General features: G+C 64.7%; 2 protein-coding genes. Both read left to right on the top strand.

Features of this window, described 5'->3' with window-relative positions; all coding sequences use genetic code 11:
• Window positions 1-32: 32 nt before the first annotated feature.
• Window positions 33-14,237: a non-ribosomal peptide synthase/polyketide synthase gene (locus ACF8MI_RS14385; RefSeq protein WP_392517575.1), complete on the top strand. Its 14,205-nt coding sequence runs from the start codon at window positions 33-35 to the stop codon at window positions 14,235-14,237.
• A 1-nt stretch (window position 14,238) separates the two neighbouring features.
• A partial coding sequence (locus ACF8MI_RS14380; protein WP_392517574.1) for a condensation domain-containing protein occupies window positions 14,239-15,816 on the top strand: 1,578 nt, incomplete at its 3' end.

Genomic DNA, 15,816 nt, shown 5'->3' with positions numbered 1-15,816 from the left:
GGTCCCGCTTCCTATCGCTAAGGACGCATTGCATGAATGCCGAAAACTCGTTGAAACTCGCTCGCCGCTTTATCGAACTGCCGCCGGAGAAACGCCGTTTGTTCCTGGCCGGGCTAAAGGCAGAGGGCGTCGATTTTTCCTTGTTTCCGATCCCTGCCGATGTTGCCTGCGATGACCGCGATGGGTTGTCCTACGCCCAGCGGCGTATGTCGTTTCTCTGGCAGCTGGACCCCCAGGGCGCTGCCTACAACCTGCCCATGGCTGTGCGCCTGAAGGGCAAGCTCGACCGCCAGGCCCTGCAGCAAGCGTTCGATCGCCTGGTTGCGCGCCACGAGAGCCTGCGTACGCGCCTGCGTACCCAGGGTGAGCATCTGTACCAGGAGGTCCTCGCTGCCGAGGCCGTTGCCATCGTCGAGCACGACCTCACCGCCCTGGCAGCGGCGCAACGCGAGGCCCGTGTCGCGTCACTGGCCGAAGGCCAGGCGCAGGCACCTTTCAACCTGCTGCAAGGGCCGCTGTTGCGCGTGAACCTGCTGCAACTGGCTACCGACGAGCACGTGCTGCTGCTCACCCTGCACCACATCGTGGCCGATGGCTGGTCGCTGAACGTGCTGATCGATGAGTTCGTGCGCTTGTACGATGCTGCCTGTCAGGGCAGCGAAGCGACCCTGCCGGCGCTGCCCATCCAGTACCGCGATTATGCGCTGTGGCAACGCAGCTGGCTGGAAGCCGGTGAGCAGGCGCGACAGCTGAGCTACTGGCGCGAGAAACTGGGCGATGATCATGCCGTGCTTGAGCTGCCGCTCGACCATCCCCGTGTCGGCGCACCGAGCCATCGCGGTGCGCGGCGCGAGTTGCAGGTCGACCCCGCGCTTGCCGAGCGTCTCAGGGCGTTGGCCAGCGCCCAAGGGGTTACCCTGTTCATGGTGCTGCTGGCATCGTTCAAGCTGCTGCTGCAACGCTACAGTGGCCAGCGCGCCATCCGCGTCGGCGTTCCGGTCGCCAACCGCCACCGTACCGAAGTAGAAGGCTTGATCGGTTGCTTCATCAACACCCAGGTGCTGCATACCGATATCGACCCGCTCATGGATGTGAGCCAGCTACTCGGCCGGGTCAAAGACACCGCCCTGGGCGCCCAGGCGCACCAGGACCTGCCGTTCGAGCGCCTGGTCGAGGCGCTCGAACTGGATCGCAGCAGCGCGCAAAGCCCGTTGTTCCAGGTGCTGTTCAACCACCAGGCGGCCATCGCCGACGCCGGTCAGGTCCGCCTTGGCAGTGGGCTGACGCTGGAAAAAGTCGCCCTGGACAAGCACAGCGCTCGCTTCGACCTTTCCCTGGACACCTATGAAAGCGCCGGGCGTCTGCACGCGGTGTTCACCTATGCGCTGGATGTCTTCGAAGAAGCCACGATCATCGGTTTCGGCGAGGACTGGTTGCGACTGCTCGACGGGCTGACCCAATCGCCCTCCACTGCGGTCGGCGAGCTGCCCTTGGCGACCCAGGCGGTACAGCCGCTGGAACCGCAAGCTGCCGGGGCGCAAACGCCCGGCCTGTGCGTTCATCACCTGATCGAAACGGCCGCCAACCTCAACCTGCAAGGCCTTGCAGCGAGCGGCGACGCCGGTCGAATCAGCTATGCCACCTTGCAGGCACGCTCGGATGCCCTGGCCCACGCACTGCTGGCGCGTGGCGTACAGCTGGATCAGCGGGTCGGCGTGGTGGCCGACCGATCCTGCGAGATGCTCATCGGCATCCTGGCCGTGCTCAAGGCCGGTGCCGCCTACCTGCCGCTGGACCCTGACCAGCCCCAGGCGCGCATCGACTTCATGCTTGCCGACAGCGAGGTCAAATGGGTAGTGGGCCGAGCGAGGCAGATCAGCTTGCCTGAAGGCGTCACAGCGATTGACGTGGCGGGCGACTACCCGTCAGCGTCGGCGCCCAAGGTGGCGGTCCATGCCGACAACCTTGCCTATGTCATCTACACCTCCGGCACCACCGGCAAGCCCAAGGGCGTCGCGGTCAGCCATGGCGCCTTGGTCAACTACGTGCACGGCGTCAGCCAACGCCTGCCCATGGACCAGATCGCCAACCTGGCGATGGTCACCACGCCGACGGCCGACCTTGGCCACACCATGCTGTTCGGTGCACTGTGCTACGGCAAGACCCTGCACATGCTGCCCAAGGAGACCGTGCTCGATGCCCAGGTCTTCGCCGCCTACCTGCAGGCGCATGCCATCGATGCACTGAAGATCGTCCCCTCGCACTTGCAGGCCATGCTCGCCGCAGGTGCCGAAGCCTTGCCACGGCGCTGCCTGGTGGTCGGGGGCGAAGCGTGTACTGCGGCGCTTCTGGGCCGCATCAAGGCCTTGGCGCCCGACCTCGAGGTGATCAACCACTATGGTCCCACCGAGACAACGGTCGGCGTCCTTACCCATGCCCTGCAGGATCGACCGGTGCTCGGCCAGCCGCTGGAAAACCTGCGCGCCCATGCGCTGGACAGCTGCCTTCAGCCCGTGCCCGGCAAGGCCAGGGGGGAGCTCTATATCGCCGGTGCAGGGCTTGCGCGTGGCTACCTGGGCCAGGCGGCGCTGACCGCCGAGCGCTTCGTGCCCGACCCCTGCGGCACCGAGGGTGCGAGGATGTACCGTACCGGCGACTGGGTACGCCTGAACGCTGACGGCGAATGCATGTTTGCCGGGCGCATCGATGGCCAGGTGAAGATTCGCGGTTACCGCGTCGAACTGGCCGAGATCGATGCCTGTCTGCGGCAGTTGCCGGGAATCGAAAGCGCCGTTGTGCGCGTGGTTGGCGAAGACGCCGATCGGCAGCTGGCCGCCTACCTGGTCCCGCAGCACTGGGCTGCGCAGGACGAAGCCCGTCAAGCAGTCGTCGACGGTGTCCGGGCCGCGTTGAAGCTCGCCCTGCCTGAGCATCTGGTGCCGCATTACCTGATGCTGCTGGAGCATCTGCCGGTAACCCTCAACGGCAAGGTCGACGTCAAGGCATTGCCTGAGCCGGTCGCCGTCACAGCCCTTTACCGGGCTCCCGAGACCGCACTGCAGATGCAGGTCGCGGCCATTTGGGCCGACGTGTTGCAACAATCCCGGGTCGGCCTCGACGACAATTTCTTCGCCTTGGGTGGCCATTCGCTGCTGGCCACTCAGGTGGTCTCGCGGATCAGGCAGCAACTGCGCCTGGACGTGGCCTTGCGGGTGCTGTTCGACACTGCCGACCTGTCCGGTTTCGTCGAGGCGCTGCAGGGGCTGGAGCAGGTCGCCGGGGGCGAGATCCAGGTGCTGGACCGGACGGTGCCGCTGCAGGTTTCGCACGCCCAGTATCGCCAGTGGATGTTCTGGAAGCTGCACCCGCAAAGCACCGCCTACAACACCCCCCTGGCCATCCGCTTGCAAGGCCAGGTGGACCGGGCCGCGTTGCAGGCCGCGTTCGATGCGCTGGTGATGCGCCATGAATCCCTGCGCACGGTCTTCGAAGAGCATGACGGCATCCCCCGGCAGCGCATACTGCCCGCAGCGTCGCCGTGCATCGAGTACCATGACCTCAGCACTGCCGACGGCCGGGCGCTGCAGCAGTGCCTACAGGACGAGGCGCTTACGCCCTTCGACCTCGAGCAGGGGCCACTGATTCGGGTCAAGCTGTTCCAGGGTGGCTCGCACGAGCAGGTGCTGACCGTGCTGTTGCACCACATCGTCTCGGACGGCTGGTCCATGAGCGTCATGGTCCGCGAGCTGGCTGCCGTCTACAACGCCCACACCACCGGGCAGTCGCTCGAGCGCCAGGCGCTGGCGGTGCAGTACGCCGATTACGCCGCCTGGCAGCGCGAACGCCTGGCCTCGGGCGAGCTGCAGGCCCAGCTGGCATTCTGGAAAACCACGCTGGAAGACGATTTTTCAGTCCTCGAACTGCCTGCCGACCGTATTCGCCCTCAGGTCCAGAGCTATCGCGGCGGGCGCGTGGATATACTCCTGCCTGCCGCGCTCACCGCCGATCTGCAGCGTCTGGCGGTTGCTGCCAATGCCACGCTGTTCCATGTGTTCCTGGCCTCGTTCGCACTGCTGCTGTCGCGCTACAGCGGGCGCGAAACGCTCAACATCGGCATGCCGGTGACCAACCGTAATCGCCTTGAGCTGGAAGGGCTGATCGGTTTCTTCGTCAACACACTGGTCGCTCGCGTGGCGGTCGATCCGTTGCAGTCCTTCAGGCACTTGTTGCTGGCGGTCAAAGAGACCACCCTGCAGGCTCAGGCGAACAAGGACATCCCCTTCGATGTGCTGGTGGAAGCGCTCAAACCCGAGCGGGGGTTGGGCCACAACCCACTGTTCCAGGTCATGTACAACCACCTGAGCGACCTTGGCGAGCGGGTCTCCGGCGACAGCGTGCAAGGGTTGCGTGTCGAGGAGGTCGACCTGGTCGAACACACCACGCAGTTCGACCTGTCGCTGGACACCCTCGAACGCAGCGATGGTGTGATCGCTTCCTTTGGCTATGCATCGGACCTGTTCGACGTCGAGCGTATCGAACGCCTGGCATCGGTCTGGGTCAACCTGCTGGGCGCCCTGGCCAAGGACGCGGCATTGCCGGTGGCCGAGCTGCCTTTGCTGTCGGCTGCCCAGCACACGCTGGCACTCGAAGCCGTCGACCAGGCCCCCTTGCGTTTCGCCGAAGGCCTCGGTGTGCATCAGCTGTTCGAGGCGCAGGTTCTGCGCGCACCGGAGGCTACGGCGCTGGTCCTCGATGATCAGGCACTGACGTATCAGGCACTCAACCGCCGCGCCAACCAGTTGGCCCACAAGCTGCGCGAGCTTGGCGTGGGGCCTGAGGTACGTGTTGGCATCGCCGTGGAACGCAGCCTGGACATGGTGGTAGGCCTGCTTGGCATTCTCAAGGCCGGTGGTGCCTACGTGCCGCTCGACCCGCAATACCCGCAGGAGCGCCTGCGCTTCATGATGCAGGACAGCGGTGTTCACCTGCTCCTGACCCAGCCCCACCTGGTACCGATGCTGCCGGTTTCCACAACGGTGACCTGCCTTGAAATGCAGGCGGGTGAGCAGTGGCTGGGCAACTACAGTACGGCCAACCCGGTGAGCCTGACCGTCCCCGACAACCTGGCCTATGTGATCTACACCTCCGGGTCCACCGGCAAGCCCAAAGGTGTGGCCATCGCTCATCGGGAGCTGTCGGTGTTCTGCAGCGTGGCGGCTGACTATTCGCGGCTCGATGCCAGTGATCGGGTGCTGCAGTTCGCCACGGTCAACTTCGACGGCTTTGTCGAGCAGCTTTACCCGGCCTTGTGTTGCGGTGCCCGGGTCGTCATGCGCGGCTCGCAGCTGTGGGACATCGAAACCCTCAAGCAGGCCATCGTCACCCACGGCATCACCGTGGCGGACCTGACCACCGCCTACTGGCGCATGCTGGCGGCGGAAAAGCTGCCCGCCGGCGCCTGCGCATCGCTGCGTCAGGTGCACGTGGGCGGTGAAGCCATGCCGATGGAAAGCCTTGGCGACTGGTACGCCAGCGGATTGCAGCAGGCACGTCTGCTCAATACCTATGGGCCTACCGAGGCGACCGTGGTAACCACTGTTCAGGACTGTGCAGGCTTGAAGCCGGGTGCCGGTGGCAAGGCCATCGTGCCGATCGGGCGGGCGGTGGGCGGCAGGGTGACCTATGTCTGTGACGATGGCCTTGTCCTGGCCCCGGCCGGTTGGGTGAACGAACTGCTGATCGGTGGTCGCGGCTGCCTCGCCCGTGGCTATTTCAACCGCCCGGCGCTGACCGCCGAGCGTTTCATTCCCGACCCGTTCGACCCGGTCGGCGGCGGCCGTCTGTACCGTACCGGTGATCTGGCAAGCGCGCGTGTCGAGGGTGTTCTCGACTATGTCGGTCGCATCGACCATCAAGTCAAGATTCGCGGCCTGCGCATCGAACTGGGCGAGATCGAAGCGCGACTGCAAGAGCATGCCAGGGTGCGTGAAGCACAGGTCATCGACATCGACGGGCCCACCGGCAAGCAACTGGTCGCCTATCTGGTAATCGAGGGCGGTGTTGAGCCGCAGGATGCGCTGCGTGAAAACCTCTCAAGCCACCTCAAGGCTGCATTGCCGGACTACATGGTTCCGGCGCACCTGATGTTCCTCGGCCAATTGCCGCTGACGCCGAACGGCAAGCTGGACCGCAAGGCACTGCCAAGGCCTGACCTGAGCCTCGACCAGCCTGCCTACGTGCCCGCTCGCAGCGAACGCGAAAAACAGATTGCAGCCATCTGGGCCCAGGTCCTCAAGGTTGAACGCATCGGCCTGACCGACCATTTCTTCGAACTGGGCGGGCATTCGTTGCTGGCTACCCAGGTCACCTCGCGCATTCGCCAGGTACTGGGCCTGGAAATACCCCTGCGCACGCTTTTCGAAGCCCCGGTGCTGGCTGATTTCGTTGCCTTGACAGGGCAGGGCACGCACGCGCCTGCCCTGGCGTTGCAGCCGGTCGACCGCACGCAGCCGTTGGCCTTGTCTTATGCCCAGCAGCGGCAGTGGTTCTTCTGGCAGATGGCCCCTGAAAGTACCGCCTACAACATGGCCACGGTCCTGCGACTGCGCGGCGAGCTGGATGTCGAGGCACTGCGCCTGAGTTTCGAAGCGCTGATCGCGCGGCACGAGACCCTGCGTACCACCTTCCGCCAGGCCGGTGACCAAGCCCTGCAGGTGATCCACCCGGCGCAGCCGTTCAGCCTGGCCTGCGAAGGGGTCGAACCGTGCGAGGGAGACGAACAGGCCGCGCTGCTCAAGCGCCTGGTCGAGGCAGAGACGCAACGCCCCTTCGATTTGGAGCACGGGCCGTTGTTGCGCGTGAAACTGTTGCGCGTGACCGAGGATGACCATGTCCTCGTACTGACCTTGCACCATATCGTCTCCGATGGCTGGTCGATGCCGGTGATGGTCGATGAACTGGTGCAGTTGTACCAAGGGCTGCGCAACGGGCAGGCGGCGCAGTTGCCTGCGCTGCCTGTCCAGTACGCCGACTACGCCGTATGGCAGCGCCAGTGGATGGAGGCCGGTGAGCGTGAGCGCCAGCTGGCCTACTGGAAGGCCCAGCTGGGCGACCGGCAGCCGGTGCTCGAACTGCCCGGTGATCGCCCGCGCCCGGCCAACCAGGACTTCGCCGGCGCCAGTTTCGCCATCGACCTGGACCGCGACCTCGTGCACGCGCTCAAGGCATTGGCCCAGCAGCAGGGCGTCAGCCTGTTCATGCTGCTGTTGGCCAGCTTCCAGACCCTGTTGCACCGCTATTCGGGGCAGGACGACATTCGCGTTGGGGTGCCGATCGCTAACCGTAACCGCCTGGAAACCGAGCGCCTGATTGGCTTCTTCGTCAATACCCAGGTGCTCAAGGCCGAGTTCGACCTGCACACCACCTTCAGCCAGCTGCTTGAGCAAACGCGTCAGACGGCCCTGGCGGCCCAGGCTCATCAGGATCTGCCGTTCGAGCAGTTGGTCGAGGCGCTGCACCCTGAGCGGAGCCTGAGCCACAGCCCGCTGTTCCAGGCGCTCTACAATCACCAGACCGAACAGCGGGGGCAGGTGCGCAGCCTGCCCGGGCTGGAAGTTCAAGGCATGGCCTGGGAGCGCTATACCGCACAGTTCGACCTCACCCTTGATACCTTCGAGCATGCCGAGGGGCTGGGCGCTTCGCTGGTCTACGCCACCGCGCTGTTCGACCGCCCGCGCATCGAGGCGCTGGCGCAGCATTGGTGCAACCTGCTGGCCGACATCGTGCGTCAACCCCATCAGCGTGTCGCCGAACTGGCGATGCTGGGCAGGCAGGAGCGTGAGCAACTGTTGGCAAGGTGGGACCAGACTGGCGACGACCATCCGGACGACCGTTTCGTCCATCAACTGTTCGCAGACCAGGTTGCCCGCACCCCCGAAGCCATCGCGATCCGCTTCGACGATCAACGCCTGAGCTACCGCCAACTCGATGCGCAGGCCAATCGCCTGGCGCACCGCTTGATCGAGCAAGGCGTCGGCCCGGAGGTCAGGGTGGTCATCGCCATGCGCCGCTCCACCGAGATCATGGTGGCGTTCATGGCGGTGCTCAAGGCCGGTGGCGTGTATGTACCGCTGGACATCGCCTATCCGCAGGACCGCCTGCGCTACATGATGCAGGACTGCGCTGCGGCCTTGGTGCTGACGCAGAGCGATGTGCTGGGCACGCTGCCAATCCCGCACGGGTTGCCGACGCTGGCGGTGGACCTGCCGGCCACCTGGCAACAAGGCCCGGACACGGCGCCCGAGGTGGCGCTGTCAAAGCACAACCTTGCCTATGTGATCTACACCTCGGGTTCGACCGGCATGCCCAAGGGTGTCGCAGTGGCGCACGGGCCTCTGGCCTCGCACATTCTGGCCAACGGTGAACGCTATGAAACCGGCCCGCAGGATTGCGAGTTGCACTTCATGTCCTTCGCCTTCGATGGCGCCCATGAGGCCTGGATGCACCTGCTGATCAACGGCGCCAGTGTGCTGGTGCGTGACGACAGCCTGTGGCTGCCCGAGCAGGCCTACGCCGAGATGCACCGGCATGGCGTGACCATTGCCGTGTTCCCGCCGGTCTATCTGCAACAGCTGGCCGAGCATGCCCTGCGGGTGGGCAACCCGCCACCGGTGCGCATTTATTGCTTCGGTGGTGATGCCGTACCGCAAGCTGGATACGAGCTGGCCTGGCAGGCCCTGCGCCCGCAATACATCTTCAACGGCTACGGGCCGACCGAAACGGTGGTCACACCGTTGCTCTGGAGCGCGTCGCCAGGCGATACCTGCGGCGCGGCCTACGCGCCTATCGGCCGCCTGGTCGGGCGCCGCCGCAGTTATGTCCTCGATGCCAGCCTCAACCTGGTGCCGTTGGGGCACAGTGGCGAACTGTTCCTTGGCGGGCTCTGCCTGGCGCGTGGCTATCTCGACCGCCCAGGCCTGACCGCCGAGCGCTTCGTCCCCGACCCGTTCGCCGCGAACGGCGAGCGCGTCTACCGCAGCGGTGACCTGACCCGCACACGCGCCGACGGTCTGGTTGACTACCTGGGGCGCATCGACCATCAGGTCAAGATCCGCGGTTTCCGTATCGAGCTTGGCGAGATCGAGGCGCGGTTGCAGGATCACCCGGCGGTGCGCGAAAGTGTGGTCATCGACATCCAGGGCCCAGGCGGCAAGCAGCTCGCCGCGTATTTGGTCAGTGCGGATGTGCAGCTTGACGACCTGCCGGGGCAAAGCCTGCTGCGCAGCGAACTGCGCGATCACCTCAAGGCGACCTTGCCGGACTACATGGTGCCCACGCACCTGGTGTTCCTCGACACGTTGCCGCTCACGCCCAATGGCAAGCTGGACCGCAAGGGCCTGCCAGCGCCTGACGTCACTCAGCTGCAGCAAGTGTACGTGGCACCTCGAAACGCGCTGGAGCAGACCATCGCCGGGATCTGGGCGGATGTTCTGAAAGTCGACAAGGTGGGGCTGTCCGACAACTTCTTCGAACTGGGTGGCGATTCCATCATGTCGATCCAGGTGGTCAGCCGCGCGCGTCAGGCGGGTATCCACTTCACCCCCAAAGAGCTGTTCCAGCACCAGACCGTCCAAGGACTGGCCTCGGTCGCCAGGCAAGGGGACGAAGGCGGATTGCTGATCGAGCAGAAGGCTGCCACTGGCCAGACCCTGCTGCTGCCGATCCAGCAATCGTTCTTCGAGCAGGACATTGCCCAGCGCCACCACTGGAACCAGGCGCTGTTGCTCAAGGCAGGTCAGGCGTTCGACAGCCAGGCACTGGAGCAAGCGCTTCAGGCCCTGGTGATCCACCATGACGCGCTGCGCCTGCGCTTCGATTGTGCAGCGGGTGAATGGACGGCTCGTTACGGTTCGCCAGAGCCACAGCAAGGTCTGCTGTGGCAGGCTACTGTGGCGGATGCCGAGGCGCTTGAAGCGTTGTGCAATGACGTCCAGGGTAGCCTTGACCTGCAGCGCGGCCCGTTGCTGCGGGCATTGCTGGCAACCCTCGCGGATGGCAGCCAGCGCGTGTTGCTGGCGATCCATCACCTGGTGGTGGACGGGGTGTCCTGGCGCGTGCTGCTGGAAGACCTGCAAACCGCCTACCGCCAGTTGCACGCCGGCCAGCCAGTCGACCTGCCAGCCAAGACCAGCGCGACCCAGGCGTGGGCTGCGCACTTGCAGCGCTACGCTCGCAGCGAAACGCTGCAGGCGCAGCTGGCTTACTGGCAGGCGCAACTCGGCCAGGCTGATGCCGACCTGCCTTGCGACAACCCGGGTGGCTCGTTGCATGGCATGCATGTCGGCACCGCCCGCACCCGTCTTGACTCGGCCAGTACCCGGCAACTGCTGCAACAGGCACCTGCTGCCTACCGTACGCAGATCAACGACTTGCTGCTGACCGCACTGGCCCGCGTCATCGCACGCTGGACCCAGCGCAGCGACGTGCTCGTGCAACTGGAGGGGCATGGCCGCGAAGCGTTGTTCGATACCATTGATCTGACGCGGACCGTGGGTTGGTTCACCAGCGTGTTCCCGGTGCGACTGAGCCCAGAGCAGACGCTTGATGCGTCGATCAAGCGGATCAAGGAACAGCTACGGTCGATCCCGGACAAAGGCATTGGCTACGGTGCCCTGCGCTACCTGGGCGATGAGCAGGCCCGCGCGGCGCTCGCGCAGTTGCCGAACCCCCGCATCACCTTCAACTACCTGGGGCAGTTCGACGGCAGCTTCGCGCCGGGCTCGGACGCCGATGCGTCGGCGTTCCTGGTGCCTGCTGGCGAAAGCGCCGGCGCCAGCCAGAGCAGCGAAGCGCCGCTGGACAACTGGTTGTCGATCAATGGCCAGGTCTATGCCGGTGAGCTGAACCTTGAGTGGACCTTCAGCCGCGACATGTTCAACGTTGACACGGTGCAGCGCCTGGCCGACCAGTTCGCTGCCGAGCTCAAGGCGATTGTCGAGCATTGCCTGGCGGATACCCACGCAGGTTTGACGCCTTCGGATGTTCCGCTGGCCGGGCTGACCCAGGCCCAACTGGACAGCCTGCCTGTTCCGGCGGCGCAGATCGAAGATCTTTATCCCCTTGCGCCCATGCAGCAGGGCATGCTGTTCCACAGCCTGTTCGAGCAAGGCGGGGGGCATTACATCAACCAGATGCGCGTCGACGTCAAAGGGCTCGACGTGCCACGCTTCAGGCTCGCCTGGCAGGCCGCTGTCGATCGCCATGAGGTGCTCAGGGCCAACTTCGTGACCTGCTTCCAGCACCCGCTGCAGGTCATTCGCAGGCAGCTCGAATTGCCGTTCACGTACCTGGACTGGGCCGGCATCGCCGAGCAGGGTGCGGCTCTGGACAGCTGGGCCGAAGCGGATCTGCGCAAGGGCTTCGACCTGCAGCATGACCCCCTGCTGCGCCTGGCGGTTATCCGCACCAGTGAAGCATCGTGCCATCTGGTCTTCACCAGCCATCACATTCTGATGGATGGCTGGAGCAATGCACAGTTGCTCGCGGAGGTGCTCCAGGCGTATGCCGGGGTGCCGAACGGTGGGCTGCCGGGCCGCTATCGCGATTACATCGAATGGTTGCAGCGCCAGGATGCCCGGCAAGCTCAGGCTTTCTGGCAGCAGCAGGTGCATGACCTGAACGAGCCTACGCGCCTGGCACTGGCCATGCGTCAGGACAAGGCCCGCCTGGGTACCAGCTACGGTGAACACCAGCAGCGCTTGAGCGAGCAGCAGACGCAGTCGCTGGCTGCTTTTGCCCGGCAGCAGCGGGTGACCGTCAATACCTTGGTGCAAGCGGCGTGGCTGCTGCTTCTGCAGCGTTACACCGGGCAATCGTGCGTGAGCTTCGGTGCGACGGTATCCGGTCGCCCGGCGGAGCTGCGCGGTGTGGAGCAACAGCTGGGGCTGTTCATCAACACGCTGCCGGTGGTCGCCAACCCGCGTCCGCAGCAGCGGGTGGCAGAATGGGTGCAGCAACTGCAGGCGCAGAACCTGGCGCTGCGCGAATACGAACACAGCCCCTTGTACGACATCCAGCGCTGGGCCGGATCGGGTGGGGAAGGGCTGTTCGATACCTTGCTGGTGTTCGAGAACTACCCGGTCGGCGATGCGCTGCAGCAGAGCGCACCCGCCGGGCTCGTGTTCGGCAACGTGCACGGGCATGAACAGTCGAGCGTGCCGCTGACCTTGGCGATTGGCGCAGGTACGCACCTGTCGGTGCACTACAGCTACGACCGCCAGTGTTTCACGCAAGAAAGCATCGCGCAGATCGCCCGCCACTTCGGCACGCTGTTGCAGGCGCTGGTCAGTGGTGCAGATCAGAGGCTGGGTGACCTGGCAATGACGACCGAGGACGAGGACCTGCAAGACCTCGCTCATCGACACGGTGATGCCTTGTTGCTTTCGGACGCGCCTTGTGTACACCTGTTGATCGAAGCGCAGGCCGCTCGCACGCCGAATGCCACCGCGCTGATTTTCGGCGACCAACACCTGACCTATCAGCAGCTCAACCGGCGTGCCAACCAGTTGGCGCACCACCTTCGCGAACGCGGGGTGGGCCCGGATGTACTGGTAGGGGTTGCACTCGAGCGCAGCCTGGAGATGGTGATCGGTCTGCTTGCGATCTTGAAGGCAGGCGGTGCGTATGTGCCGCTGGACCCTCTCTACCCCCGTGATCGCCTGGCCTACATGATGCAGGACAGTCAGGCTCGTCTGTTGCTGTCCCAGGCTTCGCTGGCGGATCGCTTGCCGCAGGGCGGGACGGCCGAAGTCTTGCTGCTTGACCGGTTGCAGCTGCGAGACGACGCTGATGGGCATCTGGACAATGTCACCGCGCCGGGCAACCTGGCACTGTGCATCTACACCTCGGGATCCACAGGGCTGCCCAAAGGTGTGCTGATCGAGCACCGCAATGTCACGGCGCTGATCGGCTGGGCGCGCACGGTCTACACCACGCAGGACCTGCAAGGCGTGCTGGCATCGACGTCCATCTGTTTCGACCTGTCGGTATGGGAGCTGTTTGTCACGCTGGCTGCGGGTGGCTACGCGGTGCTCGCGCAGAATGCGCTGGAACTGCCCTACCTGGCGGCACGAGAACGCGTACGCCTGGTCAATACCGTGCCCTCGGCCATCAAGGCGCTGCTCGACGCCGGTTCGCTGCCTGCGAGCGTGCGCATTGTCAACCTGGCAGGCGAACCCTTGCGGCAGCCAGTGGTGGACAGGCTCTATGCACTGGGCCACGTGGAGCATGTCTACGACCTGTACGGGCCGTCCGAAGACACCACCTATTCCACCTGGACCCGCCGTGAGTCCGGTGGGCGAGCCAATATTGGCCGGCCTATCGCGAACACGACAGCGTACACGCTGGACATCAATGGTAAATCCATGCCGTCCGGGGTTGCGGGCGAGCTCTGCCTTACCGGTGCCGGTCTTGCCCGGGGCTACCTGGGGCGTGCGGCACTGACCGCGGAGAAATTCCTGCCTGATCCTTTCGACACTTCCGAGCATGGCGGAGGCCGTCTGTACCGGACCGGTGATCTGGCGTCCTATCGCAACGACGGCATGATCGAGTACATCGGGCGTATCGATCATCAGGTGAAGATCCGTGGTTTCCGCATCGAGCTGGGCGAGATCGAACTCAAGCTGCTTGCGCATCCCGCCATTCGCGAAGCGGTGGTGATCGATAGCGAAGGCCCGGGTGGGCGGCAACTGGTCGCGTACCTTGTGGCTGATGCGTGCATGCAGTCGCTTCGCGACACCCTGCGTGAGTATCTGAAGGCCATGCTCCCGGAATACATGGTCCCGGCGCACTTCGTCGCGCTGGACGCTCTGCCACTGACCCCCAATGGCAAGTTGGACCGCAAAGCCCTGCCTGCACCGGATGCAAACACGCTTCAGGAAGGTTTCGTGGCGCCTTGCAGCGAACTTGAAGTGCAGGTGGCAGCGATCTGGGCCGATGTGCTGAAGCTTGAAAGGGTCGGCATGAACGACAACTTCTTCGAGCTGGGCGGGCATTCGCTGCTGGCAGTCCAGGCGACCCAGCGCGTGCAGTTGCTGCTGGGGCTGGAGGTGCCGCTTTCGGCCCTGTTCAGTGCCGGGCGACTTGCGGACTACGTGGCGACGATGGCTGAGCTGGCGCCTGCCAGCGCAGCGGATGTCGATGAGTTGAGTGATTTCCTGGCAGAACTGGAGAGTGTTTGAAATGACGGCCCAGAACATCGAGCTGGTTAAACGGTTTCTGCATCTGCCACTGGAGCAGCGCAAGCAATTCTTTGAAAAGATGCAGTCCAAGGGCATGAGCTTCGCTCGGCTGCCGATCCCGCGGATACGGGACGAATGGGGGCCCATCGGGTTGTCGTATGCCCAGCAGCGCCAGTGGTTCCTTTGGCAGTTCGAGCCCGAAAGCGCGGCCTACAACATCAGCATGGCCCTGCGTTTCAGGGGCGCATTGGACCCCGCGCTTCTGCAGCGTAGCCTTGAAGACCTGGTGCACCGCCACGAAAGCCTGCGCACCGCTTTTGCCCAGGACGGCGACCAGCCTGTCCAGGTCATTGAACCGAGTGTGCGGGTGGACATTGTGCAGGAGCCCTTTGCAGCGGCACCCGACGCTGATTTTGCCGAGCGCCTTGAACGTCGCATCGAAGAAGAGGCCGGCCAGCCTTTCGACCTGGGGCAGGCGCCGCTGTGGCGGGTAAGGCTGCTGCAGGTGAACGAGGCCGACCATGTGCTGATCCTGGTCATGCACCATATCGTCTCCGATGGCTGGTCGATGCCGATACTGCTGGACGAGTGGATCCGCAGTTACGAGGGGCATCGCCTTGGCCAGCCGGCGTCGTTGCCGGAACTGCCGATCCAGTATGCCGACTATGCCATCTGGCAGCGCCGGTGCATGGAAGCGGGTGAGCTGGCGCGTCAGCTGGCGTACTGGGAGGCCGAGCTGGGGGGGGAGCAGCCGGTGCTGGAACTACCGATCGACCGTCCTCGCCCGGCCGTGCAGAGCCGGGCAGGTGCAAGCCTGGATATCAGCCTGGACGACACACTGTGTGCCGGCCTCAAGCAGCTGGCGCGTGATCGGGGCGTGACCGTGTTCATGCTCCTGCTGGCCAGCTACCAGACCTTGCTGCACCGCTACAGCGGGCAGAACGATATCCGTGTCGGCATACCCACGGCCAACCGCAATCGAATGGAGACCGAAGGCCTGATCGGCTTTTTCGTCAACACCCAGGTACTCAAGGCGGACTTCGACCTGGGGATGACCTTCACTGAACTGCTTGAGCAGACTCAGCGACGCGTCTCGGGTGCCCAGGCCCATCAGGACCTGCCGTTCGAGCAGCTGGTCGAAGCCTTGCAGCCAGAGCGCAGCCTCAGCCATAGCCCGTTGTTCCAGGTCATGTTCAATCACCGGACTGAAGCGCGCGGGCAGGGTCGGCAGCTGCCTGGCTTGGCTGTCGAGACCCTGAACTGGGAACGCGGGACAGCGCAGTTTGACCTGACGCTGGAGACCGTGGAGCACGAGGCAGGGATTGCAGTGTCGCTGACCTACGCAACCGCGCTGTTCGACGAAGCCACCATCGCCCAGCTTGCCGGGCACTGGCAGGGCCTGTTGGCCGCCATCGTCGCCCAGCCGCAGCAGCGCATCGCCGAGTTGCCGCTGTTGAATGCCGCGCAGCAGCAACAGGTGGTCTACGACTGGAACCGCACCCACGCCGACTACCCGCTGGAGCAGTGCCTGCAGCAACTGATCGAGGCGCAAGTCGCCGCCACCCCGGACGCGCCCGCG

The organism is Pseudomonas sp. yb_9, assembly GCF_043103635.1.
Lineage (GTDB): Bacteria > Pseudomonadota > Gammaproteobacteria > Pseudomonadales > Pseudomonadaceae > Aquipseudomonas > Aquipseudomonas monteilii.
Note: the sequence above shows the minus strand (reverse complement) of the source record. Positions and strands in the feature narration are given on the sequence as shown.